Source organism: Streptomyces sp. Ru73, from assembly GCF_002920575.1.
GTDB lineage: Bacteria > Actinomycetota > Actinomycetes > Streptomycetales > Streptomycetaceae > Streptomyces.
In genome coordinates, this window is record NZ_PQSQ01000006.1 from 68,866 (window position 1) to 94,653 (window position 25,788).

Here is a 25,788-nt window from a genome sequence, read left to right on the forward strand (position 1 = left end):
GGGCGATAATACGGCCATGGGGAGGCAGGGCACCTGGGTGCGCTACTGGCGGGACGGCACCCGCCCCGTGGAGGCCATGCACGCGCACTTCCGCGACCACGTCTACCCGCCGCACAGCCACGACGGCTACTCCTTCGGCATCACCGACGCGGGTGCGCAGCGCTTCCGCTGCCGCGGCGGGGCGCACACCAGCGGCGCCGGGATGGTGATGGCGTTCAACCCGGACGAGGTGCACGACGGCCGGGCCGCTGCGGAACTGGGCTACCGGTACCGCATCGTGCACCTCGGCCCGTCCGTGGTGAGCGACGTACTCGCCGACGCCACCGACGGCCGGTCCGGAGCGCTGCCGCTGTTCCCCCACCCCGTACTGACCGATCCCGTGCTCGCCGACGCGCTCGCCCGGCTGCACGCCGCGCTGGCCGGCACCACCGACCCGCTCGTCCGCGACGAGCGGCTGACCGCCGCCGTCACCGCGATGACCCGCCGCGGCGCCACCACGGCCCGGCCCACCGCGCTCGCCGTCCGCACCCCCACCGACCGGGCGCGGGCCCAGGCGGCGCGCCGGGCGCGTGCGTACCTCGACGAGCGGTACTTGGAGCCCGTGCCCGCCGAGCGGCTGGCCGCGGCCGCGGGCTGCAGCCGGTTCGCGCTCTACCGTGCCTTCCGTGCCGAGTACGGCCTCGCGCCCAGTGAGTACCAGCGCCAACTGCGGCTGCGCCGCGCCCGGTCGCTGCTGCGGGCCGGCGCCACTCCGGCCGACGCCGCTGCCGCCGCAGGCTTCGCCGACCAGCCGCACTTCACCCGCTGGTTCCAGCGGGTGTACGGGGTGACCCCGGCGGTCTTCCGGGGCTGACCACCCGGTGCGGCGCGGCGCGTGCCCGGGACCGATCGGGTGACGACACGTCGGGCGCGCCCGCGAACTGGATCGTTTGGCTGAACACACGTGGGTAGACGGGGACCAGTGGGTGCTTACGGTACGCACGGCGCGCGAGCTGGCAAAGTATGCCCAGTGGGGCAAAACGGCAATAGGATGACGGCAGCGTGCCAGTCGCTGCGGTCATTCGCGCTCCGGACGGCACCCGCCCACGCCACCCGACCCGACGACGAGTACGCGGAGCCATGAAACACGGGCAGAACGAACGATCCAGGCAAGCGCGCAAGGGAACGCAGTCCGCCGGGTACGGATCGGGCAGCGTACGAACCGAGCGCATGGTGCGCACCCTGCTCCGCCGGCGCAAGCGGTCGGTGGATCCCGAAGACGTCACCGTCGTCGACAAACCCCAGGTCAGACGGGCGGTCTCGGCGGCCGCACTGGGCAACACCATGGAGTGGTTCGACTTCGGTGTCTACGCCTACGTCGCCGCCACCCTCGGCAAGGTCTTCTTCCCCTCCAGCTCGCCCGGCGCACAGGTGATCTCGACCTTCGCGACGTTCGCCGCGGCCTTCCTGGTGCGCCCGCTCGGCGGCCTGGTCTTCGGACCGCTGGGTGACCGCATCGGCCGGCAGCGGGTGCTCGCCGCCACCATGATCATGATGGCGATCAGCACCTTCGCGGTGGGCTTCCTGCCGAGCTACGACGCCATCGGCCTGGCGGCGCCGCTGCTGCTGCTCCTCTGCCGGCTGGTGCAGGGCTTCTCCACCGGCGGTGAGTACGCGGGCGCCACGACCTACATCGCGGAGTACTCGCCGGACCGCAAGCGCGGCTTCCTCGGGAGCTGGCTCGACTTCGGCACGTTCGTCGGCTACTCGCTCGGCTCCAGCCTCGTCACGGTGCTGACCGCCGTGCTCAGCGAGGACCAGATGCTCTCCTGGGGCTGGCGCATCCCCTTCTACGTCGCCGGGCCGCTCGGCCTGATCGGCCTGTACATGCGGATGAAGCTGGAGGAGACCCCGGCCTTCCAGGAGGTCGAGGCCAAGCACCAGGAGGCGCAGAAGGACGGCGCCCTCACCGAGGACCCGGTCGAGCAGGCCCGGATGTCCGGCAAGGGCCGGCTGAAGGAGCTGTTCACCCACCACTGGGAGGCCATGCTCATCTGCATGGGCCTGGTGCTGCTCTACAACGTGACCAACTACATGGTCACCTCCTACCTGCCCACCTACATGACCAGCACCCTCGGCGAACCGAGCCTGACGGCCCAGCTGCTGGTCCTCGGCACGATGGTCCTGGTCGTCCTCACCATCACCACCGTCGGCCGGTACTCGGACCGCTTCGGACGCCGCCCGATGTTCCTCTGGGCGGGCGCCGCGATGGTGGTACTGGCCATCCCCGCCTTCCTCCTCATCAAGCAGGGCGGCATCGTGCTGCCCGCCGTCGGTTGCGTGATCCTCGGCCTGCTGCTGGTCTGCTTCGCGGGCACGAGCGCGTCCACGCTGCCCGCGCTCTTCCCCACCCACCTGCGGTACGGCGGCCTCTCCGTCGCCTTCAACGTCTCCGTCTCGCTGTTCGGCGGTACGACACCGCTGGTCGCCTCGGCGCTGGTGGAGTCGACGGGCGACAAGATGGTGCCCGCGTACTACCTGATGGTGGCCGGCGTCATCGGCGTGATCTCGGCGCTGTTCCTGCACGAGACCGCCGGCAAGCCGCTCCGCGGCTCCTCGCACATGGTCGAGGACGAGCAGCAGGCCCGTCAGCTCGTCGCGCACAGTCGCGTCCGCGCGTCCCGCCGCGCCCGTGAGGTGTGGATCGGCCTCCGCCACGGCCGCCTGCCGTGGCACCAGGACCGGAAGAGCGACGAATAGCCCCATAAGTTCTCCCACTCCGTGCCCGCCGGTCCTGCCCGACCGGCGGGCACGGATGTACTCGAGGGCAGAGTGCGTACGGGTGACGCGGACGGGCGGGGCCGGGGCCCGGTCCAGGGACTACGGTGACCGGTGGGACCGCGGCGGCCGAACGGCATGTCGCGGTCAAACGCATGCGCCAGCAGGGAAGTGAGTGGGACTTGGTTACGCGTCGGCGTCTACTGGCACTGTCGGGCGGGGCACTGGGGGCTCTCGTGGCCGCGGGGTGCTCGACCGGTGAGCAACGCTCCGCGGGGCACGGCGCCGGGCAGGACACCGGCCACGACACCGGTCATGACGCCGCCGGAAGAAGCGCGGCCGCGGCGCCGAGCGGCGCACTGGGGGCCAACTTCAACGAGGACCCCGACAGCGTGACCTTCGACGAGCTGGACGACCTCACCACCGGCTGGCTCCGCGGCTTCGTGCCGATGCCCGAGGTCAAGGAGGACGCCGCCCAGCAGCGCGCGGTCAAGAAGCTGCTGGACGCCGAGCGGCGGGGCTACCGCACGGTGCTGTCCCTGAAGTTCCCGTACAACGACCGGCCGCTGCCCCGCCCGGACAGCCCCGCGATGACCGCGGAACTGGACCGGGTCGACAAGGTCCTGCACGCCGTCCTCGACACCGTCGACGTCCTGGCCATCGGCAACGAGCCGTTCATCGAGAGCGTCCAGGCGGACCGCGACTCGGGCGCGCTCAACGCCTTCTACGAGAAGGTCACGGCGCACGTCATCGCGTACCGCAAGGCGCACTTCCCCAAGGGCTGCCGCACCCGCCTCTACATGGGCGCGCTCAACTTCCTCGACCAGCCGGACAAGCGCACGAAGGCCACCGACCGCTGGCTGGCCCACGCACGCGCCACGCCGGAGATCGAGGGCGCGGACATCCACCCCCACGTGGACGGTCCCGAGAAGGTACAGGCCTACCTCGACTACACCCTGCCGCGGCTCCGCAAGGACCAGAAGTTCCTGGTCACCGAGTTCTCCCTGGTGCGGCTGTGGAAGCAGCACCTGAAGGACACCGTCCCGGCGGAGTACGCGAGCCGCTACCACCTCGCGCCGGACACCCGGGTATGGCAGGTGATCAAGGAAGCGCTGGCACACCCCGTGCCGGAGCGGCAGTGGCAGGACTTCCTCTCCATGAGCCCCTGGTTCGAGAACCACAAGCACTTCCTGCGCAACCAGGTGGGCCGGTTCCGGGACACCGGCCGGCTCGCCGTGGCGACGTACGGCGTGACCCAGGCCGCCGCGATGGCACGGGACTTCGGGCCCGAAAAGGACCCCTGGCTGCTGAACAGCCTCTACGCGAACCGCACCGTGCAACGCCCCGCCGGCGGCCTGCCGGCCCACAACTACGGCTTCTTCGACGACTTCCGCGCCCTCCAGCGGCCGCAGGACCGCCGCCCGGTCAAGAAGTCCTGACGCACGCGAAGGCGGCGCCCCGCCCCGGATCATTGCCGGAGGCGGGGCGCCGCCCGCTGTGCCGTGCGCGGTCAGCCCCGCGCGGCGAACTCCACGAAGGCCGCCCATCCGGCCGGGGCTATGGACAGCACGGGCCCTGTCTTGTCCTTCGAGTCACGGACGTGAATCGTTTCCCTGCTGCGCGCCACCTCTACGCATTCGCCGCCTTCGCCACTGCTGTAGCTGCTCTTGAACCAGGCCCGCTCGGGCAGTGCCCCGGCGCATTCGTTGACGCTCATCTCGCTCCCAGCAGCTTCTCGACGTGGGCCAGCGACTCTCGGGGGGTGAGAGCCTGCGCCCGGATGATTCCATACTGGGCTTCCAGTTCCCGGACACGCTGGCGATCAGTCAGGAGGCGGCTGATGCTCGCCACCTCCACGTACGCCACCCGTTTGCCCTCCAGTGTCTCGATCAAGGTGAAGGGGCCGCTGAGCCCTGCATGGTCCTCGCGGTTGGTCGGCATGATCTGAAGCTCGACGTTGCGCTTCTGTCCGGTCAGCAGGAGGTGCTCCAGTTGCCCCCGGAGGACGTCCTGCCCGCCCAGGGGCGATGGAGCACAGGCTCTTCGACGATGAAGCTCATCAGTGGCGTGGAGTCGCGGGAGAAGATCTCTTGCCGAATCAGGCGGGCGGCCACCCGTTGCTCGATGACCTCTTCCCTGAGCAGCGGGCGACGCATGGTGAACACTGCCCGCGCGTACTCTTCCGTCTGCAACAGACCGGGCACCACGTGGTTGGCGTAGACGTGGAGGTCAACCGCCTCCGCCTCCAACCGCGCCGCATCGCGGAAGAACGCGGGGTACTGCGCCCGCGCGACCTCCTCCTTGCCGGCCTTCAGGACGCCGCCCGCGTCCAGTACGTCGTCCACCTTGTCGATGAACTTCGGCGGCGGGATGCGGCGGCCCTGCTCGAACGAGGCGATCGTGGAAGCGGAGTACCCCGTCAGCGCCCCGAGCCGGGACCGCTCCATCCCCGCGCGCAGGCGGCACAGTTTGAGCTGCTGCCCGAAGACATGCAGCGTGCCCGAACCGGGTTCGTACTCGTGCTCGCCTCCGCCTTCGTGCCCCGACGGCTGCTGATCGTCCATGTGCCGGCCCTTCCGCGCCCTCGCGAGCCACGCTTCGTAGCTCCAACGCGCAGCTCCGTCCACCGGCACGCCGCGTGCCGCGTACAAGACCTCCGCCGACGCGTACAGCCCGTACCCGTCAGCGCGTCCCTGCTGGTCACCGTACGCACCCGCCGGGAGGGTCTTTCGCATGAACGGAGCGATTCCTCCTTACGTGGCAGCGGGGCGTCAACCCGCAGCCGATGGGCGCGACTTCGGCATGCGGTTCACCTCCACGCCCAGAGGCGCACGCCTCGCACGGCGGCTCGTCTCGCACCGGCTCGACGACTGGGGCCACCCGTACGGCTCGGCGGCCAACGAGGTGGTGACCCTCATCGCCGCCGAGCTGGCCGCGAACGCCGTGCGGCACGGACACGTACCGGGGAGGGACTTCCATCTCCGGCTCACCGAAGAGGGCGGCGACAGGCTGCGTGTCGAGGTGACCGATACCCGCGGTGAGCGGATGCCCGGTCCGGTGGCCCCGCTCGCCCCGGTCGTCGGCGGCGCGGCCGAGGCCCCCGCGGACGCCGAGTCCGGGCGGGGGCTGCTCCTGGTCGCGGCGCTGTCCGACGACTGGGGGACGCGACCGCGCGCCGGGGCACCGGGGAAGACGGTGTGGGCGCAGTACCACGCCCGCTGACCGGTCGTGCGCCTGATTCGCGCCCTTGTCGCACATCTCGGCATATGCCACACAGGAGGAGGCGGGGACGATGAGCCGATGGGGGAGGGACGTGCAATGTCGTACGCACGGAGCCAGGGCGGTGCGCGGGGCCACGGCGGCGGGGGACAGCGGGGAGACGGCCGGGGTGGCAGCGGTAGGGACCACGGCGGCGGCTCCGAACCCTCGTCGTGGGCCCGGCGCTGTTTCGGCGAAGCGGCTGCCGCCCTCGCCGCGGCCATACCCGAGCGACTGCTCCGGGCCCACGAGAGGGCCCTCGCCGCGCATCTGGGGGCGGGCCTGAAGCGGCACGGCCCGTACGGGCGGACCCTGCTGGAGGCCGCGCGCGAAGAACTTGCCGAGGCCGCTCAGGCCCTGGGCGGAGATGCCCGCGAGCTGCACGGATACACCTACGCCGTGCTCAACGACCACGTGCTGTTCCCGTACAAGTACGCGGACCGGCCACTTCCGCTGGACCGGGCGCGGATGCCGCACGCGTCCGTGACCCGGCAGCGGCTCTACCACGCGCACGGCCCCGAAGGGCAGGAGGGGCTGTTCCCGTTGGACGAGGAGCTGACCACCGAGGAGTACCAGCAGATGCACGAGGCGTTCGAGGAGCTGGGGCGGACGGCCCGGCTGGTGTCCGTGTTCTTCACGGCCGATCCGGAGGGCGGCATTCACGCCGTTCATTGGGGCAGCGCGCGGCTGGAGCCGGACCACACCTTTGCATGGGAGCCCTCGGAACAGCTGGACCTTCCTGCCCGGAGGTAGCTCTGGAACCAGCGCACCACCGTCACGGCCTGCCGGGGCGGCCCGCGACCCCGCGAGCCGCGCGGAGTGCCGATGGTGCGGCGGTATGCCAACGGGGGGCTGGGACAGGACAGCGGACAGCGGCCGCAGGACCGCCGCCCGGTCAGGGAGCCGTGACGCGGATCTTGGACTGGCCGTGGCGGCGGGTTTCCCAGTCGTCCATGAAGCGGGCCGCGAGGCCGTGCTTCCCGGCGAGGGCGACGAGGGTCTCGGTGCGGTAATAGAAGTCCTCGCGCAGGACGTGGTGTTCGGTCCCGGTCGTGCGGTCGAAGGTGAAGTCGAAGAAGCCGCCGGGGGCCAGTACCCGTCCGACGTGCGCGAGGCACTCCTCGATGACCTCTATCGGGGAGTGCGAGAAGACGCTGTGCGCGTGCACCACGTCGAAGTGCGCGTCGGGCAGGAAGTCCAGGGTCAGGTCCTGCGTGATGGTCAGGTGCGGCAGCTTGGCCTGGAGGCCGTGGCCGGTCAGCGTCTTCTTCGCCGCGACCAGGATGTCGGGGGAGATGTCGATGCCGTAGTAGTTGCCGGTGTCGAGGTAGTCGATGAAGAGCCGGCCGGCGCGGAGGTTGCCGCAGCCGATGTCGAGCATGCGGGACTCCGGCTTCAGGCCGTGCTCGCGGAGGTAGTCGAACTGCATCTCGCCCAGCGCCAGCCAGCGCTCGTGCGACTGGCTGCCGACGGCGGCCTCGGGGCTGCGCCGGGTGTCGGACGCCATGACGGCCCGGTAGTACCCGACGTGGTCGGGGTGCTTGAAGGCGAGCCAGCGGTCCCGGGCGGCCCGCTTCACGTAAGGGGCGATGCGCTGCGGGTGGCCGAGGGCGTACCGCACCTTGTGGGCGAGGGCGGCACGGTTGGCGACCAGGTTCTTCTTCGAGGCCATGGGTAGTACTCCGTACTCCGAGGTGCGGCGGGGTTCGCCGGTGCGTCGGACTATACATGGCGCGTATACATTGGGTGTATAGATGGTCGGAGTGAGGGAAGGAGGGGCGGCGGGGTGGCGGGGGCCGCGGGGTGCATGTTGCCCGGCGGCCCCCGCCCGCGGGATTACAGCAGGCGGCTGATGGCCGGCATCAGGTCCTGGAAGGTGCGGCCGGTGGCGGGCTCGCCGAGGGCCGTCATCTGCCAGGTGGTGCCGGAGCGGTACACCTTCGCCATGATCTGGGCGGAGTGCCGGCCGCCGCCGGTGAGCGTGTAGCGGGCCAGCTCCTGGCCGGTGGACTCGTCGATGAGGCGGCAGTACGCGTTCTGCACCTCTTCGAAGGTCTGGCCGGTGAAGGAGTTCACGGTGAAGAAGATCTGGTCGACATTGGCCGGAACCCGGCGGAGGTCGACCGCGATCGACTCGTCGTCGCCCTGTCCGGTGCCGCCGACGAGGTTGTCCCCGCTGTGCTGGACGGAACCGTCGTTGCTGGTCAGGTGCTGGAAGTAGACGACGTCGACGTACTGGCCGCCGGCGAAGAGCACCGCCGAGGCGTCCAGGTCGATCTCCTTGGTGCCGGCCAGCTTCGCGAAGAAGCCCTTGCGCTGCGCTGCCTGCCAGCCCAGACCCATGCGCACCGCGCTGAGCGCGCCGCCGTCGGACTTGCTCAGGCTGATCTGCTGGCCCTTGTTCAGGTTCACGGACATACGGAGAAGCCTCGCTCGTGTCGGGGTCCCGGCGGTGAGTGGAGCCAGGTCGGAATCTACAGCAGTGTAGAGATCCGGACCGCCGCGTACGGACACGGAGGCCCTGGCACCGGGCACTCCGCCGGGCTGGGATGATCGAGGGTATGGCTGAACGTGTGATCGCCGCGTGTGACGGGGCGTCGAAGGGAAATCCCGGCCCGGCCGGCTGGGGCTGGGTCATCGCGGACGAGTCGGGCGCGCCCGGCCGCTGGGAGGCGGGACCGCTGGGGACGGCGACGAACAACGTCGCGGAGCTCACCGCGCTGGAGCGGCTGCTGACGGCGGTCGGCCCGGACGTCCCGCTGGAGGTCCGGATGGACTCCCAGTACGCGATGAAGGCGGTCACCACCTGGCTGCCCGGCTGGAAGCGCAAGGGCTGGAAGACGGCCGCCGGCAAGCCGGTCGCCAACCAGGAGCTGGTCGTGCGCATCGACGCGCTGCTCGCCGGGCGTGACGTGAAGTTCGAGTACGTGCCCGCGCACCAGGTCGGCGGCGACGTCCTCAACGACTTCGCCGACCGGGCCGCCAGCCAGGCCGCCACCGAGCAGCAGGCCGCCGGCAGCGAGCACGGCTCCCCGCAGCCGCCGCCCGCCGCCGTCCCGGCCCGCCGCGCCGCTCCGAAGTCCGCCGGCGCCAGGTCCGCCGGCGCGTCCGCGGCCGGTGCGTCCAAGCGGCGCGGCGCCGGGTCCGGCCGCACGCTCAAGGCGAAGTTCCCCGGCCGCTGCCGCTGCGGGCGTTCGTACACCGCCGGTGAGACGATCGCCAAGAACTCCGAGGGCTGGGGTCACCCGGCCTGCCGCACCGCGGCGGGCGAGGGCTGAAACGCGGCGGGTGATCTCCGCGGGGGCGGTCCTGCGCCGGCCGGCCCCGGCGGGTGTCCCGTGCGGGCCCGGTCCTGTCGGCGTCCGGCCCCCGTGGGACCCTGTGCCCTCGCCGTGCGGCCGGCGCGGGCACCGGGCTCAGGTGCGTCACTCCGGCGCGGTGAGGAAGTCGAGCAGCGCGGAGTAGAGCGGTACGGGGGCGTCGAGCGGCACCAAGTGGCCCGCCCCCGGGATGAGTTCGAGTCGTGCCCCCGGGATCGCCGCCGCCAGTTCGTGCGCCCTGGCGACCGGGATCCAGGTGTCCTCCGTGCCCCAGCACACGGTGACGGGGATGTCGATGCCGCCGTACTCCCGCTGGATCTCGTCGGTGTAGCGCTGGTCCGCCTGCGCGATCTGCCGGTAGAAGGCCGCCTGGCCCGCCTCGTCGGTCCAGGGGCGCACCAGTTCCTCGGCGACGTCGTCGCGCAGCCCGCGATGGCTCGCCGAGCGGACGTACTCCCGCATCAGGCCGCGGTGCAGCGCGGGCGGCAGCTGCTCGAAGACCGCGGTGTGCGCGCCGACCAGCCGGAAGAACGGCGTGCCCCACGGGGCGAGCGCCACCGGGTCCACCAGGGCCAGCCGCCGGTACGCGGCCCCGTGCAGCAGATGGGCCCGCAGGGCCACGGCGCCGCCGAAGTCGTGTGCGACGACGGCCGGCCGGCCGAGCCCCCAGTGCGCCAGCAGTTCCGTGAAGACCCGGCCCTGGGCGGCCAGTGAGACGTCCTGTCCGGCGTGCTTCTCGGACGCGCCGTAGCCGGGCATGTCCCAGACGAACACCTGGTGGCGCCGTGCGAGCGCGGGCGCGATCCCGTGCCAGACGTACGACGAGAACGGCGTGCCGTGCAGCAGGACCACCGGCTCGGCGTCCTCCGGGCCGAGCCGTGCCCAGCGCACCGTTCCCGCACTGCTGCGGAAGGTCCTGTCCAGCTGCCATGTGCGCGTGTCGGTCAACGAACCGGTCCTTTCGCGGGGCGGCGGGACCCTCGGCGCGGCGAGGGCCACCGGGGGGCATAGCTAAGGAGTGTAAAACATTACAAGCCTTACCGCTGCGGTCCGGGGTGTGGCGGCGTAGGCAAAGTACGCCGGGTGTTCCGCCGTCCGGCCGTGGGCAGCGGCCGCACGGCCGTCTAGGTTCGGTCGTGCCTGCTCACGTCGGCGGACCGGACAACTGGAGGCAGACATGGGGACGTTCACCGCGGCCGACGGCACGGAGATCTTCTACAAGGACTGGGGGAGCGGACGGCCCGTCGTCTTCAGTCACGGCTGGCCGCTCAACGCCGATGCCTGGGACGGGCAGCTGCGCCTGGTGGCCGAGCACGGCTTCCGCGGCATCGCGCACGACCGCCGCGGCCACGGCCGTTCCGGGCAGCCGTGGCACGGCAACGACATGGACACCTACGCGGACGACCTCGCCCGGCTGATGGAGCTGCTGAACCTGCGCGACGCGGTCCTGGTCGGGCACTCCACGGGCGGCGGCGAGGTGGTGCGCTACCTCGGCCGGCACGGCACCGCGCAGGTCTCCAAGGCCGTACTGCTCGGCGCCGTACCGCCGTTGATGCTCCGCACGGAGCACAACCCCGAGGGCGCGCCCGTCGAGGTCTTCGACGCCATCCGGGAGGGGCTGCTGCGCGACAGGTCGCAGTACTACCGGGAGCTGAGCGAGCCCTTCTACGGCGCGAACCGGCCGGGCGCCACCGTGTCGCAGGGCACGCGGGACGCGTTCTGGCTGATGAGCATGCAGGCCGGGCTGAAGGCCGCGTACGACTGCGTCGAGCAGTTCTCCGCCACGGACTTCACCGAGGACCTGCGGCGCATCGACGTGCCCACGCTCATCGCCCACGGCGACGACGACCAGATCGTTCCGATCGGGGCCGCGGCACCGAAGTCCGCTGCGCTGGTCAAGAACGCGGTGCTGAAGGTCTATCCGGGCGCGCCGCACGGCCTCTCGGGGGAGTACGAGCAGACCTTCAACAGGGACCTGCTCGCGTTCCTCGAGGAGTAGCGGCCGGCCGGTATGCGGTCAGGCGGGCGCCGAGCCCGAGCGGTACGCGTACGCCGTGGCCGCGGCGCGGCCCTGCGGCGGGACGTGCGGCAGCTCGCCGGTGAGCCGGTGCCCGGCCGCGGGCGGCGGCCAGGCGGGGCGCTCGTCCGGGGGCAGGGTGGCCAGCGCGCGGGCGACGGTGGGGAAGGTGCGCAGGAGGCTGCCGGTGCCGGTCAGGTGCAGGACGCGCGCGACGTTGTGCCGGACCCCGGCCAGCAGCAGCCGGCCCTGCCGCCGCTCCAGCAGCCACTCCACGCTCAGCAGGCAGTTCAGGCCGCGCGAGTCGCAGAACGTGAGCGGGGAGCAGTCCAGGACGACATGGCGGTGGCCGCGGTCCAGGAAGGTGCCGACGGACGCGCGGAAGTGCTGCTCGGTACAGTGGTCGAGCTCACCGCTGATCTGCAGGACCGCTCCGTCGTCACAGGTGGCGAGCGCGGTCATCTCTAAGCCGTCGGGGAGCGGCATCTGGCTACCTCATCGTGCGGGGGAGATGTGAGCTACTCTCACGTTGGTGACAGTAGCGGGTCTTGTTCCGGGAAAGTGTGCGATTTCCTGCCAGGCACGCTAATGGCCGGAATGCGCGCACGGTGACCGGTCCGTAACGCCGCGATCAGGGCCTTGTGGGCCCCCTCCCGTGCTGCATGAGGCCCGGGGCCCCGGGCACCCGTCGGCGCATGGGACTGCTCACACAATGGGAAGACGCGGTGGAACACTGGGAACACACGCTGGTCAACAGGGTGTTCCGCAGTGATCCGGTGCTGCTGGTCGACGCGCTGCGCCGGGAGTGCGACGACCACGCCGTCGTCTGCAACGAGAACCGGATACTGGTGCCCAACGCCTACGACGTCGAACTCGCACCCTACGTCCACGAGCGGCTGGGTCAAGAGGACGAGGACGTCGCGCAGGCACTGACGGACACGCTCGCCCGGCACGCCGCCGAACACGACTACGAATGGGCGGGACCGCTCACCGTCCACGTCGCCGCATCCGAGGAACCGCTTCCGAACGGGCGCTACCGCATCACCAGCCAGGCTTTGCCGAACATCCCCCCGGATGCGTTCGCCACCCCGGCAAAGGTGCATGATGCACAGGAAGCTTCCGGGACCTCGTAAGGAGAACACGTGGCAGCGACAACGGAATCCGGGCCGGTGACGATCAGCACGGCGGACGGCTCGTGCGACGCCTTCGTGGCGCACCCGGCGGAGGAGGGACAGTACCCCGCGGTGCTGTTCTACATGGACGCCATCGGCCTGCGCCCCGTGCTGGAGGACATGGCGCGCGAGCTGGCCGCGCAGGGGTACTACGTCCTGCTGCCGAACCTCTTCTACCGCTCGGGCCCGGCGCCCGTGGTGGAGCTGTCCGACCTCTCGACCCCGGAGGGCCGGGAGGCATTCTTCGGCAAGGTCATGCCGCTCGTCCGCGAGCTGACCCCCGACCTGGCGCTGCGCGACGCCGAGAGCTACCTCGGCTTCCTGGCCGAGCAGGAGCGGGTCAGGCCCGGTGCGGTGGGCCTGACCGGCTACTGCATGGGCGGCGCGCTCGCGATGCGCACGGCGGCGCGGTTCCCGGACCGGGTGGCAGCGGCGGCGAGCTTCCACGGCGGCCACCTCGCCACGGACGCGCCGGACAGCCCGCACCGGCTGGCCGGCGACATCCGCGCTGAGCTGTACTTCGGCCACGCCTCGCAGGACGACTCCATGAACGCCGGGCACATCGCCGAGCTCGAGCGCGCCCTCGACGCGGCGGGCGTGACCTACCGCTCCGAGGTCTACCCGGACACCGTCCACGGCTTCACCATGGCCGACACCGCTGCGTACAGCGCGTCCGGCCTGGCCCGGCACTGGGAGGCCCTGCGGGACCTCTTCGGCCGTACGCTGAAGCAGGGCTGACGAGGCGCCGGCCGGCGCGGCGCTACCCGGCGCGCAGCACCTGCGCGACGACCGGGCCCGCCGCGTCGCCGCCGTGGCCGCCCGACTGGACCAGCGCGGCGGCCGCGAGGTCGTCGCTGTAGCCGGTGAACCAGCTGTTGGACCGGGTCTGCCCGTCCTTCTCGGCGGACCCGGTCTTCGCGCCCTTGTTCCCGCCGACGCCCGCCATCGCGGCCACGGCCGTACCCCGGCCGACGGTCGCCGCGTGCATCATCTGCCGCAGCTGCCGGGCGGTGGCGGGGGAGAGCGGGCGCGCGGTGGCCAGGGCCCGGTCGTCGAGCGACCGAGGCACCAGGACCGGCTGCCGGAACCCGCCGTTGACGACGGTCGCGGTGACGGACGCCATGGCCAGCGGTGACATCTGGACCTTGCCCTGCCCGATGTAGGAGGCGGCGGTCTCCACCCCGGAGGATTCCGGGACGCTGCCGTCGAAGGACGGCACGCCGGTGTGCCAGTCGGCGCCGAGGCCGAAGGAGTCGCGGGCCGTGCGGCCCAGTGCCGTGCCGGCGGCGCCCCGGTCGTTGAGCGGCTTGACCGCCTTGATGAAGGCGGTGTTGCAGGACTGCGCGAAGGCGTCGGTGAGGGTGCCGTCCGGGATCGAGAAGTCGTCGAGGTTGTGGAAGGTGTAGCCCTCCCAGCTCACGGTCGGCGGACAGGCGGCCTTGCCGGCCGCGTCGCCCACGCCGTTCTCGATCATCATCGCGGCCGTGACGATCTTCATGGTGGAGCCGGGCGCCACTCTGCCCAGCATCGCCGCGTTGTAGCCGTCCGTACGGTTGTTGGCCACCGCCCGGATCTCGCCCGTGCTCGGCCGGACCGCTACCACCGACGACTCCGGGTACGCCTGCACCGCCCGCTCGGCCGCGGCCTGCACGTCCGCGTCCAGCGTCGTGTGCAGCGTCCCCGCCCGACCCTTGCGGAGGGTGAGGAGGGTACGGCCGGGTTCGCCCTCCTCGTTCTCGATGCGCAGCTCGACGCCGCGGGTGCCGCCGGCCTGCTTGCCGTACTTCTCCCGCAGCTCGTCCAGCACCGGCCCCAGCGAGGGATACCGCTCCTTCGTCAGCGGCCGGCCCCGGTGGTCGACGGCCCGGATCTCCGGGTCCTCGGCCGCGCCGGTCACCAGGTACTCGCCCTCCTCCAGTTCCGGGTGCAGCACCGAGGGCCGCCAGTCCACCAGCGGCTTGTGCGTGGTCCTGCCCCGCACGATCCGCAGCTCCGAGGCGTACGACAGGGGAGCGGACCGCCCGTCGTACGACACCTCGGCCTTGACCGTGTACGGCACGGTCGTGCCCTTGCGCTCGCCCGGCGTGATCACCACATGGCTGAGGTGCGCCTGGTCATGGAAGCCGGCCAGCTCGGTCCGGGCGACCGCCCGGTTGTCGGTGAGCGCGGCGGCGGCCGTGCTCTCGCCCTTCGCCCACGCGGCGAGGAACGCCTCGGCCGTCTCGGTCGTCTCGTCGGCGCTCGGCGGTCCGGTCCGCACCGGTGCCGCCTGCGCGGTGCCGCCCGTGCCGCCGTACCCCATGATCCCGTGCACCAGGTTGTAGCCGCAGTACAGCGCACCCCCGGTCACCACCGTCAGCACCCCGCCGACAAGGGTGATCTTCACCCCGCTGCGCATCCGCGCTCCCTCCCCCAAGGGCTCCTTGAACGAGTTCAAGGACGCCATGGGACGCACGGTACGGGGCGGACCGGGTGGACGAGCCGTTCGAACGCAAATCCGTTATCAGATAGCGATCATGGACATTACCGGAACGAGGCGGTCCATGCGGCGGCGCGGCCCGTCTGCTCGGTGCCGAGGGGGCGACGGCGTCCTCCGCCGGATGCGGCACGGCCGCCGGCGGCGCGTCGTACTCCACCGAGCAGTCCACCTCGTGGTGCGCGCACAGCACTTCGGCCAGCCGGACGAGCGCCGCCGTGTCCCCGGTCCGCCCCACCCGGTGCAGATCGACGACGACCGTGCCGCTGCCGGGGCGGATGACGGCGTTGAGCAGCCGCCCCAGATGGGGCTCGGCCACCGGGCGGATCGGGCGGTGCACTTCGATGACGGTGCGGTCGTCGTACCGGCGTACCGCGACCGGCGACGGCCCGGTCCCGTCGGCCGCCGGACGGGCCGCCGCGGCGCCGCCCGCCCCGGCCGGAACCGGCGGCGTACGGAGCCGGTGGCGGACGGAGGCCCACAACGGGTGCAGGGAAGGAGCGGTCCACGTCATCGCGGTCTCCCTCGGCATCAAGACCTGCTGGAACAAGCCGTCGCGGCCCGCCGTGGGGCGGCGCGGGTGGCGACGCGGGAGCGACTGGGATTCTGCCACCGCGCGCGGCCGGCGGGCAGGGCCTGTCGGCCTCTGGACAAGACCGGGAGCGCCTGTTGGGCCCGGCACCGGAGCGCCGCGGGGGCCGCGGCCGGACGCCCGGCGCGAGCGGTGGCTTTCGGCCGTTGCCCGGCCCCGGCGGCCCCCGGTGGCTTTCATGGTCCAGCGGCGCGCCGGCGGCCCGGCGTCCGGTGCGCCGCCGGGCTTCCCCGCCGGCGCCGGCTGTCCCCAGGAAGGGAGAACGTTGTTCATGCTCTCGGTACCCACCGCCTCGGCGGCCACCGGTTCGTACGCCACGTCGATCGCAGACACCGCCGAGCAGGTACGGGCGGCCCGGCGGCTGCGCCACCGGGTCCTCGCCGAGGAGGCGGGGGCGTCGCCGCGCACCCGGCTCGCGGGCGCCGACGCCTTCGACGCGTCGGCCGATCACCTGATCGTGACGGACACGACGAGCGGCGAGGTGGTCGGCACGTACCGGCTGCTGCCGCCGGGGCGCACCGAACGGCTCAGCTCGGAGGGCGCGTTCGACCTGGGGGCCCTGCACGCGCTGCGCGGCCGGCTGGTCGAGGCGAGCCCTTCGTGCGTCCACCCGGACCACCGGACCGGCGCGGTGACCGACCTGATGTGGGCGGGGCTCGCGCGGTACGTCCTGCTGTCCGGTGCCCGCTACCTGGCCTGCCGCGCCGCCGTCCCGCTGGACGACGGCGGCCGGGCCGCCTCGGCCGGCTGGCTGCTCGGCAACGTCAAGCACTGCGCCCCGGCCGACCTGCGGGTACACCCGTACCGGCCCTGGACGCCGCGGGGCGTGAGCGAGCACGAGCCGAGCTACGCGCTGCTGCCGCCGCCGCTCCGCGGCTACCTGCGGGCCGGCGCCTGGATGTGCGGAGCCCCGGCGCACGACCCGGAGTCCGGCGTGGCGGACTTCTTCGTGCTGCTGGACACGGACCGGCTCGACGACCGTTACCGGCACTCCTTCGCGGGGGATAGGGGCCCGTGCGGGGCGGCCGGGCCGGGCCGCACGCGGCGGGTGCGCGGAGCTGCCGTGCCCCGCCGGGCCCCGGCGTGTCAGCTCCGGCCGGCCCAGGCCCCCGCGTACGCGCGCGCCGCGGCACGCGGGTCGGCGGCCGCGCAGATGCCGGAGACGACCGCGCCGCCCGCCGCGCCCGCGGCCCGCAGCAGCGGCATGTCCGCCACGGTCACCCCGCCGATCGCCACCGCCGGGAGCGGGGTGGGCAGCGCCAGCCGGCCGAAGCCCTCGATGCCCAGCTCGGGCGGTGCGTCCGCCTTCGTACGGGTGGCGTGCAGCGCGCCGATGCCGACGTAGTCGACCCGCGCGGGCTCCTTGGCGGCCGCCCGCAGCTCCTCCTCCGTCGCGGCGCTCAGCCCGATCACCGCGTCCGGCCCGACGAGCGCGCGGACGGCGGCCACCGGCAGGTCCGACTGGCCGACGTGCACCCCCGTCACCCGCGCCCCGGCGGCGCGGGCCGCCAGGTACACGTCCACCCGGTCGTTCACGAACAGCGCGACCCGCTCCGGCAGCGCAGCGGCGATCCGCACCACCGTGTCCAGGAAGCCCCGCGCGTCGGTGTCCTTCTCGCGGACCTGCACGGCGGTGACCCCGCCGGCCACGGCCTCGGCGACCGTGCCCGGCACGTCCCGGCCGCACGCGGCGGCCTGCGCCGCGTCCGTGACCAGGTAGACGGAGAGGTCGGGCCGCCCGCCGGCCGGCGTGCCGTTCACGCCCACGAGACCGCCGCCCGCTTGCCGAGCGTCTCCTCGTCCAGGCCGTACAGCGCGTCCAGGAAGGCGGCGGCGAAGCTGCCGGGCCCGGCGCTGCGCTCCGCCGCGACCTCGGCGGCCACCGTGTAGACGGCCACGGCGGCGGCCGCGGCGGCGAGCCGGTCACCCTGCGCGGCGGCGTCCGGCGTGGTCCGCGGGGCGAACGCCGCGAGCACCGCGCCGAGCGCGCAGCCCCCGCCGGTCACCCGGGTCAGCAGCGGGTCCCCGTTGGCGATCCGCACGGTCCGCTCGCCGTCGGTGAGCAGGTCGACGGCGCCGGACACCGCGACCACGGCACCGGTGGCGCGGGCCAGCTCGCCCGCTGCGGCGGCCGCCGACTCGACCTCGTCGGTGGCGTCCACGCCGCGTCCGCCGTCCCCGGTCCCGGCGACCGCGATGATCTCCGAGGCGTTGCCGCGGACGACGGCGGGCCCCTGGGCGAGCAGCTCCCGGGCCAGCGCGGTGCGTACCGGCAGCGAGCCGACGGCCACCGGGTCCAGCACCCAGGGCGTGCCCGCCGCAGCCGCTCCGGCGACCGCCTCGGTCATCGCGGCGCGCTGCTCGGCGTGCGGGGTACCCAGGTTGACCAGTACTCCGGAGGCGGCCCCGGCGAACGGTCCGGCCTCCTCGGGAATGTCCACCATGGCCGGGGCCGCACCCAGCGCGAGCAGGACGTTGGCCGTGAAGTTGGCGACCACCTGGTTGGTGAGGCACTGCACCAGTGGTGTTTCATGGCGTACGCGGTTGAGGGCCTGCCAGGTGACGGCGAGCAGGTCGTCGGCCGGACGCGTCATAGGGGCATTCCTCCGTGACATTCCCTTCGCTGGTGCGATCCAGATCAGGTTCGACGGGTGTGATCTCAGCCCTTGAGATGGGGCACCCCGTGTCTCGTGTGCCTCACCATGCTACCCGCACCCCGTTCCCGAACCGGAACCCCGACCTCTGGAATCCCCATGACCATCGAGAGGCCCGTCTTCGACGGGCGCATGCCCGCCGGCGCCGGCGACCTGTCCGTCGAGCGGCACGGCATCGGCCCGGTGCCCGAGGGCAACCGCTACGGCCGGCCCGGCCGCCTCTTCACCGTCTGGTTCGCGCCCAACCTGACCATGACCGGGGTCTTCACCGGCACCGTGGGCATCGGCCTCGGGCTCGACTTCTGGACGGCGTTCGCCGCCATGGCGCTCGGCACGCTGCTCGGCGCCGCCCCGTCCGCGTACCTCGGCACCTGGGGAAGCCTCACCGGCACCGGCCAACTCCCGCTCTCCCGGCTCGCGTTCGGCAACGGCGTCGTACTGCCCGGCGTCCTGCAGTGGCTGTCCTCCATCGCCTGGGACGCGCTCATCGGGCTCTTCGGCGGGGACGCGCTGGCCCGGCTGCTCGGCTGGCCGTTCTGGCTCGGCGCGCTCACCGTCCTGCTCCTCCAGGGCGTCGTCGGCGTCCTCGGCTACGAGGCCATCCACCGCCTCCAGACCGTGATGACCTTCGTGCTGGGCGCGGCCTTCCTCGCCCTCAGCGTCAAGCTGCTCGACGGCGTCCCGCTGCCCTCGGCCGCCACCGCGCACGGCGCCGACCGGGCCGGCGCGTTCCTGCTCACCACCGCCGTCGCGCTGAGCCTGGCGATCTCCTGGGCCCCGTACGCCTCGGACTTCAGCCGCTACCTGCCGCGCTCGGCGTCCCGGCAGCGGATGTTCTGGTACGCGCTGCTCGGCATGGCCGTCTCCTACCTCTGGGTGCAGACGCTCGGCCTGTGGGCCGCCGGCCTGTTCACCGAGCAGACGGCGGCGGGCGTGCAGAAGCTGCTCGGCGGCGGCGCGCTGGCCGCCTTCGGGCTGCTGGCCATCGCCGCCTCCGCGGTGTGCAGCAACGCCATGAACGACTACAGCGGATCGCTGGCCCTGCAGACGGCGGGCGTCCGCATCCCGCGCCCGCTCGCCGCCGCCGTGGCCGCCGTCCTCGGCTTCCTGCTCGTGCTGTGGATGCACGCCGCCGACACCACGGCCCGCTTCCAGAACGTGCTGCTCTTCGTCGGCTACTGGATCCCCGGCTTCATCGGCGTCGTCGCGGTCGACTGGCTCGCCCGCGCCAGGGCACGCGGCGGCCGCCCGGTCGACGTGCACGAGGAGTTCGCGCGCCCGCAGCCGTGGTGGCCGGCGGTCCTGGCCTTCGTCGTGGCCTTCGCCGCGGCCGTGCCCTTCATGGACACCTCGCTGTACGTCGGCCCGGCCGCCGAGGCACTGCACGGCGCCGACCTGGCGTACTACGTGGCCTTCCTGGTCTCGGTCGCGGTCTACGCACCGCTGCGCCTGCGGAAGTCCGCGGCGCGCGCCTGACACGCGGGCTTCGCCTTACGAAGCCTTACGAACGCAGGGTCTCCGACGGCGAGACCCCGAACCGCCTCCGGTACGCAGCGGCGAACCGCCCGCCGTGGGTGAACCCCCAGCGGGCGGCCACCTCGGCGACGGTGGCGCCCGCGTCGGGATCGGCCAGCTCCGCGTGCACCCGGTCCAGCCGGATGTCGCGCAGCGTGGCCGTGGGGGAGGCCCCGACGTACTTCTGGAAGCCCTCCTGCAGCCGTCGCACGCTCACCCCGGCCACCTCCGCCATGTCGGCCGCGGTCCACGGGCGTCCGGGGTCGTCGTGCAGCTCGTCCAGGATGCGCTTGACGATCCGCGGCCGCAGCGCCGCCCTGGGGTCCTGGTCGGGGACGACCGCGAGGATGAACCCGGTGGTGATCGCGCTGACCATTTGGCGCGCCACCAGCTCGCTGGCCAGCATGGCGTCCACCTGGCGCAGGTCGGCGGAGAGCATGCGGACGAAGTGCAGCCAGCTGCGCGCCGCGTCCGTGCACGGCGCGATCTGCGACGGCAGCGCCCGCGGCCGGGCCGGGGCGGCGAGCACCCGGCCGGTCTCCCGCTCCAGCAGGTCCCGGTCGAACTTCACGCCGACCACCGTGCAGTCGTGGGACCAGCAGGTGATCGGGGTGCGGGTGTCCGGCGGGAAGATGGTGCCCTCGCCCACGCCTGACACCACCGTCCGCCCGGCGCTGCGCGACTCCAGGTGGCCGGAGAGCGGCACGTTGACCTCGTACGCGTCCGGGTAGTCGCAGTCGATCGCCACGTCGGCGCCCCAGCCGATCCGCCCGAGGGTGAGCGGCCCGAGGTCGGTGGTGTGCAGCGAGAGGTTCAGCTCCGGCCCCCGGGACAGCGCCGTCAGCTCGTGCGGGAAGTACGCACTCGTGACGACCTCCGCCGCCTCGTCCCAGTCACCGGTCGTCGTCGTGGTGGTCTTCAACGCCGTCGCACCGCCCTGCCCGTCCTCCGCGAGTGAACGATGTGTAACACGATTCCGGCGTGGCCGGAAAGGGCCGGTGCACCGCCCGGTACGGCCCGTTCCGCGGTGGCGCGGCGCGCCGTCAGGTCCGCCGCGCAATGTGTCTGCGGACCGCGCCGAGCGGATCGACGGACCCCGCAGGCCCGTGCTCTGCTGCCGCTCACGCCGCAGCCGCCGCTGCCGTACGGCACCCGCGGAGGTGCCCCGGCGGCGGTCGCGTGACGTTCCCGAGCAGACGGAGGACAGCCCATGAGCGCAATCCCGCAGTGGATCGAAGACATCACCATGGCCGAGCTGGAACGGAATCCGTACCCGTTCTACGAGCGGCTGCGGGCCGAGGCGCCGCTGGCGTACGTGCCGCTCCTCGGCGCGCACGTCGCCACCACTGCCGAACTGTGCCGGACGGTGGCGAACAGCCCCGACTTCGAAGCCGTCATCACCCGGGCCGGCGGGCGCACCTTCGGTCACCCCGCGGTGATCGGCGTGAACGGCGACGTCCACCGGGACCTCCGCTCCATGGTGGACCCGGCGCTGCAGCCCACCGAGGTCGACCGCTGGGTGGACGAGCTGGTGCGGCCCATCGCGCGGCGCTACGTGGCGGCCATCGAGGACGCCGGGAAGGCCGAGCTGGTCTCGGAGTTCTGCGAACCGGTCAGCGTGCGCGCCCTCGGCGACCTGCTCGGCCTGAAGGACGTCCCCTCGGACAAGCTGCGCGAGTGGTTCCACAAGCTCTCGCACTCCTTCACCAACGCCGCGCTGGACGAGAACGGCGAGTTCGCGAACCCGGAGGGATTCGCGGAAGGGGACGCGGCGAAGGCGGAGATCCGCGCCATCGTGGACCCGCTGATCGACAAGTGGACCGTGCAGCCCGACGACAGCGCCATCTCCCACTGGCTGCACGACGGCATGCCGGAAGGGCAGGTCAGGGACCGGGAGTACATCTACCCGACGCTCTTCGTGTTCCTGCTGGGCGCGATGCAGGAGCCGGGGCACGCGATGGCCTCCACGCTCGCCGGGCTGTTCACCCGGCCCGAGCAGTTCGAGGCCGTGGTGGACGAGCCGGGGCTGATCCCGCGTGCCGTCGCCGAGGGCATGCGCTGGACGTCACCGATCTGGTCGGCGACGGCCCGCACCAACATCCGGGACACCACCGTCGGCGGTGTGTTCCTGCCCAAGGGCTCGACGGTGATGATGGCCTACGGCTCCGCCAACCACGACACCGGCGTGTACGAGGCCCCGTCCGCCTACGACCTGACCCGCCCGCCGCTGCCGCACCTCGCCTTCGGCGCCGGCAACCACGCGTGCGCCGGCATCTACTTCGCCAACCACGTGTGCCGGATCGGCCTGGAAGAGCTGCTGGAGGCGATCCCCAACCTCGAACGGGACACCGGCGCCGACGTCGAGTTCTGGGGCTGGGGCTTCCGCGGCCCGACCGCGCTGCACACGGTCTGGGAGGTCTGAGCATGCCGGCACCCACCGAGACGGCGTTCCGGATCACCACGGCCGCGGGCTCCGAGGTCTCCTGTCGCCCCGGCCAGCCGCTGCTCGACGCCTTCCTGCGGGCCGGCGTCTGGCTGCCCAACTCCTGCAACCAGGGCACCTGCGGCACGTGCAAGCTGCGCGTGACGTCGGGCCGCGTCGACCACGGCGCCTCGCCCGAGCAGACCCTCCCGGCCGAGGAACGCGCGGCCGGGTACGCGCTGGCCTGCCAGGCCACGCCCGTCTGCGACACCACCGTCGAACCGCTCACGACCGGCGACGGGACCGCGGCGGGACACGTCCTGAAGGACTTCCTGGGGACCGTCACCGAGGTCGCGGACATCGCCCGGGACACCCGCCGGATACGGCTGGCGCTCGACGAGCCGCTGGCCTTCTCGGCAGGCCAGTACGCCGAGCTGCGCGTGCCCGGCACCGGTGCGACCCGTCCGTACTCCATGGCGAGCAGCCCGGCGGACCCCACCGAGCTGGAGTTCCACGTCCGCCGCGAACCCGGCGGGCTCGCCACGGACGGCTGGCTCTTCGCGACCGTGCGGCCCGGTGACACGGTCGGGCTGACGGGCCCGCTCGGCGACTTCTGCTTCGATCCGGCCGACGACGCCGACGACGCCGAGGGGATGATCCTGCTGGGCGGCGGTACCGGGCTGGCCCCGCTCAAGTCGATCGCGCGCGCGGCGCTCGGCGCGGACCCGGACCGGGAGATTCACCTGTACCACGGGGTGCGCGGCGCGGCCGATCTGTACGACGGGGAATTCTTCGAGGACCTCGCGCGCCGCCACGCCGGCTTCCATTACGTGCCCTGCCTGAGCGCGGAGGAGTGGGCGGGGCGTACCGGCTATGTGAGCGAGGTGTTCCTGGCGGACTTCCCGGCCTCGTGCCGCGGCTACGCCGGATATCTCTGCGGGCCGCCGCCGATGGTGGAGGCGGGAGTGAAGGCGTTCAAGCGGCGCCGGATGGCTCCGCGCCGCATCCACAAGGAGCGTTTCACCCCGGCCGCCGCGCCGCCCGTCCGGTAGGAATCCGCCCGGAAAAACAACGAACCCCGGTCGCGCTGGCGGCCGGGGCGGACTTCCGCGTATATTGGGAGTTTCGCGTGCCTGAATGAATCCGGGCAGGGCGAAGCTAACTAGGGCTATCTTAACCAGGCGGGAGTCGCATTGTCAATCCAGGTGCCGGGCGGAGAATCGGGCGTACGGCCGGACCGGTCCGTCGACGAGGAGACGCGGCGCGCGGAAATGCGCCGCGAGCAGGAATTCATCGACATGCTCTACGAGCGCCTCGCTGAGCTGCGCGCGGGCGCCGGCGCCACCGTCGAGGGCGCCCTCGCGGTCGCCGACGCGGGCACGATGCAGGCCCGGCTGGAGCGGGACGTGACCGTCGCCGAGCAGGCCGGACTGCTCGCCGCCTTCGACGCGGGCGAGCACGGCCTGTGCTTCGGCCGGCTCTCCTTCCGCGACGGCGCCGACCACCACATCGGGCGCATCGGCATCCGGCGCGACGACGCCGACCGCACGCCGCTGGTCATCGACTGGCGCGCCGATGTGGCGCGCCCCTTCTACCTCGCCACCGGGCACACCCCGATGGGGCTGCGCCGGCGGCGCCACATTTCGACCGAGGGCCGCCGCGTCACGGCGCTGCACGACGAGATCATGGACCTCGCCGACACGGTGCGCAGCGGCCACGAGGGCACCGACGCCGACACCGTGCTGCTCGCCGCGCTGGACGCGGCCCGCACCGGCCGGATGCACGACATCGTGCAGACCATCCAGGCCGAGCAGGACCGCATCATCCGCGCCCCGCACCGCGGCGTCATGGTCGTCGAGGGCGGCCCCGGCACCGGCAAGACCGTCGTCGCGCTGCACCGCGCGGCGTACCTGCTCTACGCACACCGGGAGCTGCTGGCCCGCCGCGCCGTCCTCATCGTCGGCCCCAACCCGGCGTTCCTCGGCTACATCGGTGAGGTGCTGCCCGCGCTCGGCGAGACCGGCGTACTGCTCGCCTCGCCGGGTGAGCTTTTCCCGGGCATCACGGCCACCGGCACCGACACGCCCGAGGCCGCCACGGTCAAGGGCAGTGCGGCGATGGCCGACGCGCTGGTCGCGTACGTACGCGACCGCCAGCGGCTGCCCGAGCCCGGCACCGTCATCCCGCACGACGACGGCGACCTCCTCCTCGACCCGGACATCGTCCTGGAGGCCCGGCACCAGGCACGCGAGACGCGGCTGCCGCACAACCTCGCCCGCCCGCACTTCGCCTTCCGGATCATCGACGCGCTGACCGCCCAGCTCGCCGACCGGCTGGGCGCCGACCCGTACGGCGGCCCGAACTTCCTCGGCCCCGACGACATCGCCCAGCTCGGCAAGGCCGTCGCCGCCAGCCCCGAGGTGCACGCCGCCATCGCCGACCTGTGGCCCGTGCTCACCCCGCAGGAACTGGTCGCGGACTACCTCGCCGACCCGGTGCACCTGCCCGAGGCCGACGCGGCCGCGATCCGGCGCGCGGGCGGCGAGTGGACCGCCGCGGACATCGCGCTGCTGGACGAGGCCGCCGAACTCCTCGGCGACGACGACTCCGCCGCGCAGGCCGCGGCCGAGGCGGAGCGCCAGGAGCGGATCGCGTACGCACAGGGCGTGCTCGACCTCTCGTACGGCTCCCGGACCCAGGAGTTCGAGGACAAGGACGACGAGGAATCGGAGGTGCTGGCCGCGCACGACCTGGTCGACGCCGAACGCCTCGCCGACCGGCAGGAGGAGGCCGACCACCGCACCGCGGCCGAGCGCGCCGCCGCCGACCGCACCTGGGCCTTCGGCCACATCATCGTGGACGAGGCGCAGGAGCTGTCGCCGATGATGTGGCGGCTGCTGATGCGCCGCTGCCCGACCCGCTCGATGACGCTGGTCGGCGACCCGGCGCAGACCGCCGAGCCCGGCAGCTGCGGCACGTGGGAGTCGATCCTCGAGCCGTACGTCGGCGACCGCTGGGAGCACGTGCGCCTCGGCGTCAACTACCGCACGCCCGCCGAGATCATGGAAGTCGCGGCGGCGACGATCCGCGCCGCGTACGCCGGCACCCCGGCCGGCGAAGCCTTCGAACCGCCGCGCTCGGTCCGCTCCACCGGCGTACCGCCCTGGTCCCGGCGCACCGACGACCTGCCGCGCGCGGTCGCCGAGGCGGTCGCCGAGGAGACCGGTACGGAGGGCCGGCTCGCGGTCATCGCGCAGCAGCACCACCACGAAGCGCTGCTGGCCGCCCTGCCCGAGGCGTCCGCCGGCCCGGCCCCCGACCTGACCAGCCCGGTCGTGCTGCTGGACCCGCGGCAGGCCAAGGGGCTCGAGTTCGACACGGTGGTCGTGGCCGAACCGGCCGAGTTCGGCGTGAGCGACCTCTACGTCGCCCTCACCCGGGCCACCCAGCGGCTGGGCGTCGTGCACACGCAGGCGCTGCCCGCCGGCCTGGAGGGGCTGACGGCACGCTGAGGACGGGGGCCGGGGCAGCGCATGCCGCCCCGGCCGTCGACAGCCGAACCCTCATCCCCCTACCCTGTGTTCGTCATTCCGGCCGCTGATCGG

General features: G+C 72.8%; 22 protein-coding genes, 2 pseudogenes and 1 riboswitch. Of the genes and pseudogenes, 14 read left to right on the plus strand and 10 right to left on the minus strand.

The window, feature by feature from the left end; translation table 11 throughout:
• Positions 1 to 16: 16 nt before the first annotated feature.
• The 3 genes from C3486_RS04475 to C3486_RS04485 all read left to right on the plus strand — a co-directional run bounded on the left by C3486_RS04475 (position 17) and on the right by C3486_RS04485 (position 4,196).
• Positions 17 to 853 (plus strand): AraC family transcriptional regulator, encoded by an 837-nt coding sequence (locus tag C3486_RS04475; protein WP_103831228.1) that lies wholly within the window; start codon positions 17 to 19, stop codon positions 851 to 853.
• Positions 854 to 1,209: 356 nt separating this feature from the next.
• On the plus strand, positions 1,210 to 2,739 hold the full coding sequence (proP, locus tag C3486_RS04480) for a glycine betaine/L-proline transporter ProP (RefSeq protein WP_103831229.1): 1,530 nt from the start codon (positions 1,210 to 1,212) through the stop codon (positions 2,737 to 2,739).
• A 254-nt stretch (positions 2,740 to 2,993) separates the two neighbouring features.
• Positions 2,994 to 4,196, plus strand: a complete 1,203-nt coding sequence (locus tag C3486_RS04485; protein ID WP_258052592.1) for a hypothetical protein — start codon at positions 2,994 to 2,996, stop codon at positions 4,194 to 4,196.
• Positions 4,197 to 4,267: 71 nt separating this feature from the next.
• Here C3486_RS04485 and C3486_RS04490 read toward each other — a convergent pair whose 3' ends face one another.
• A complete protein-coding gene (locus tag C3486_RS04490; protein ID WP_103831230.1) occupies positions 4,268 to 4,474 on the minus strand; it encodes a DUF397 domain-containing protein in 207 nt (68 codons plus the stop codon).
• Positions 4,471 to 5,321, minus strand: a pseudogene (locus C3486_RS04495) (Scr1 family TA system antitoxin-like transcriptional regulator). The gene C3486_RS04490 and the pseudogene C3486_RS04495 overlap by 4 nt, the downstream one beginning before the upstream one ends.
• 169 nt (positions 5,322 to 5,490) lie before the next feature.
• On the opposite strand from C3486_RS04495, the gene C3486_RS04500 reads away from it, so the two are divergent.
• Positions 5,491 to 5,979, plus strand: a complete 489-nt coding sequence (locus tag C3486_RS04500) for an ATP-binding protein (RefSeq protein ID WP_258052593.1) — start codon at positions 5,491 to 5,493, stop codon at positions 5,977 to 5,979.
• 96 nt (positions 5,980 to 6,075) lie between these two features.
• Entirely contained in the window at positions 6,076 to 6,768 is a 693-nt protein-coding gene (locus C3486_RS04505; protein ID WP_181138439.1) for a hypothetical protein, read from the plus strand.
• A 142-nt stretch (positions 6,769 to 6,910) separates the two neighbouring features.
• On the opposite strand, the gene C3486_RS04510 is transcribed toward C3486_RS04505, so the two are convergent.
• Together C3486_RS04510 and C3486_RS04515 are read right to left on the minus strand one after the other, a co-directional pair.
• Positions 6,911 to 7,687 carry a class I SAM-dependent methyltransferase gene (locus C3486_RS04510; protein ID WP_103831232.1) on the minus strand — a complete coding sequence of 259 codons (777 nt, stop codon included), beginning with the start codon at positions 7,685 to 7,687 and terminating at the stop codon, positions 6,911 to 6,913.
• A gap of 164 nt (positions 7,688 to 7,851) precedes the next feature.
• A complete protein-coding gene (locus C3486_RS04515) occupies positions 7,852 to 8,433 on the minus strand; it encodes a TerD family protein (protein ID WP_103831233.1) in 582 nt (193 codons plus the stop codon).
• A 131-nt stretch (positions 8,434 to 8,564) separates the two neighbouring features.
• Here C3486_RS04515 and C3486_RS04520 point away from each other — a divergent pair, with 131 nt between their 5' ends.
• Positions 8,565 to 9,293, plus strand: coding sequence for a ribonuclease H (locus tag C3486_RS04520; protein WP_103831234.1), 729 nt, complete (start codon positions 8,565 to 8,567; stop codon positions 9,291 to 9,293).
• A gap of 147 nt (positions 9,294 to 9,440) precedes the next feature.
• Here the strand turns inward: C3486_RS04520 and C3486_RS04525 are convergent, their stop codons facing one another.
• Positions 9,441 to 10,283: an alpha/beta fold hydrolase gene (locus C3486_RS04525; protein ID WP_103831235.1), complete on the minus strand. Its 843-nt coding sequence runs from the start codon at positions 10,281 to 10,283 to the stop codon at positions 9,441 to 9,443.
• A gap of 229 nt (positions 10,284 to 10,512) precedes the next feature.
• On the opposite strand from C3486_RS04525, the gene C3486_RS04530 reads away from it, so the two are divergent.
• Positions 10,513 to 11,334 carry an alpha/beta fold hydrolase gene (locus C3486_RS04530; protein WP_103831236.1) on the plus strand — a complete coding sequence of 274 codons (822 nt, stop codon included), beginning with the start codon at positions 10,513 to 10,515 and terminating at the stop codon, positions 11,332 to 11,334.
• Positions 11,335 to 11,352: 18 nt separating this feature from the next.
• Here the strand turns inward: C3486_RS04530 and C3486_RS04535 are convergent, their stop codons facing one another.
• Positions 11,353 to 11,838: an STAS domain-containing protein gene (locus tag C3486_RS04535; protein WP_103831237.1), complete on the minus strand. Its 486-nt coding sequence runs from the start codon at positions 11,836 to 11,838 to the stop codon at positions 11,353 to 11,355.
• Positions 11,839 to 12,047: 209 nt separating this feature from the next.
• On the opposite strand from C3486_RS04535, the gene C3486_RS04540 reads away from it, so the two are divergent.
• Together C3486_RS04540 and C3486_RS04545 are read left to right on the plus strand one after the other, a co-directional pair.
• Positions 12,048 to 12,485 (plus strand): DUF3662 domain-containing protein, encoded by a 438-nt coding sequence (locus tag C3486_RS04540; protein WP_103831238.1) that lies wholly within the window; start codon positions 12,048 to 12,050, stop codon positions 12,483 to 12,485.
• A gap of 9 nt (positions 12,486 to 12,494) precedes the next feature.
• The gene (locus C3486_RS04545) at positions 12,495 to 13,262 is read left to right on the plus strand and encodes a dienelactone hydrolase family protein (protein WP_219822188.1); all 768 of its coding nucleotides are present in this window, start codon (positions 12,495 to 12,497) and stop codon (positions 13,260 to 13,262) included.
• A 22-nt stretch (positions 13,263 to 13,284) separates the two neighbouring features.
• Here the strand turns inward: C3486_RS04545 and C3486_RS04550 are convergent, their stop codons facing one another.
• On the minus strand, positions 13,285 to 14,922 hold the full coding sequence (locus C3486_RS04550) for a penicillin-binding transpeptidase domain-containing protein (RefSeq protein WP_103831240.1): 1,638 nt from the start codon (positions 14,920 to 14,922) through the stop codon (positions 13,285 to 13,287).
• Between the two features lie 941 nt (positions 14,923 to 15,863).
• Between C3486_RS04550 and C3486_RS38500 the strand changes: the two are divergent.
• Positions 15,864 to 16,232: pseudogene (locus C3486_RS38500) on the plus strand (GNAT family N-acetyltransferase); the annotation flags it as partial.
• Between the two features lie 446 nt (positions 16,233 to 16,678).
• Here C3486_RS38500 and thiE read toward each other — a convergent pair.
• Both thiE and thiM read right to left on the minus strand, forming a co-directional pair.
• Positions 16,679 to 17,353, minus strand: a complete 675-nt coding sequence (gene thiE / locus C3486_RS04560; RefSeq protein WP_103831300.1) for a thiamine phosphate synthase — start codon at positions 17,351 to 17,353, stop codon at positions 16,679 to 16,681.
• Positions 17,350 to 18,186, minus strand: coding sequence for a hydroxyethylthiazole kinase (gene thiM, locus C3486_RS04565; RefSeq protein WP_103831241.1), 837 nt, complete (start codon positions 18,184 to 18,186; stop codon positions 17,350 to 17,352). The genes thiE and thiM overlap by 4 nt, the downstream gene beginning before the upstream one ends.
• A 3-nt stretch (positions 18,187 to 18,189) precedes the next feature.
• Positions 18,190 to 18,286, minus strand: a riboswitch (TPP riboswitch).
• Positions 18,287 to 18,345: 59 nt separating this feature from the next.
• Between thiM and C3486_RS04570 the strand changes: the two genes are divergently transcribed.
• Positions 18,346 to 19,722 carry a cytosine permease gene (locus C3486_RS04570; RefSeq protein ID WP_103831242.1) on the plus strand — a complete coding sequence of 459 codons (1,377 nt, stop codon included), beginning with the start codon at positions 18,346 to 18,348 and terminating at the stop codon, positions 19,720 to 19,722.
• A 25-nt stretch (positions 19,723 to 19,747) separates the two neighbouring features.
• On the opposite strand, the gene C3486_RS04575 is transcribed toward C3486_RS04570, so the two are convergent.
• A complete protein-coding gene (locus C3486_RS04575) occupies positions 19,748 to 20,683 on the minus strand; it encodes an AraC family transcriptional regulator (protein WP_103831243.1) in 936 nt (311 codons plus the stop codon).
• A 288-nt stretch (positions 20,684 to 20,971) separates the two neighbouring features.
• Here C3486_RS04575 and C3486_RS04580 point away from each other — a divergent pair, with 288 nt between their 5' ends.
• The 3 genes from C3486_RS04580 to C3486_RS04590 all read left to right on the plus strand — a co-directional run bounded on the left by C3486_RS04580 (position 20,972) and on the right by C3486_RS04590 (position 25,695).
• The gene (locus C3486_RS04580; protein ID WP_103831244.1) at positions 20,972 to 22,183 is read left to right on the plus strand and encodes a cytochrome P450; all 1,212 of its coding nucleotides are present in this window, start codon (positions 20,972 to 20,974) and stop codon (positions 22,181 to 22,183) included.
• A gap of 2 nt (positions 22,184 to 22,185) precedes the next feature.
• Positions 22,186 to 23,235, plus strand: a complete 1,050-nt coding sequence (locus C3486_RS04585) for a 2Fe-2S iron-sulfur cluster-binding protein (protein ID WP_103831245.1) — start codon at positions 22,186 to 22,188, stop codon at positions 23,233 to 23,235.
• 219 nt (positions 23,236 to 23,454) lie between these two features.
• Positions 23,455 to 25,695, plus strand: coding sequence for an AAA family ATPase (locus C3486_RS04590; RefSeq protein ID WP_103831301.1), 2,241 nt, complete (start codon positions 23,455 to 23,457; stop codon positions 25,693 to 25,695).
• Positions 25,696 to 25,788 lie beyond the last annotated feature (93 nt).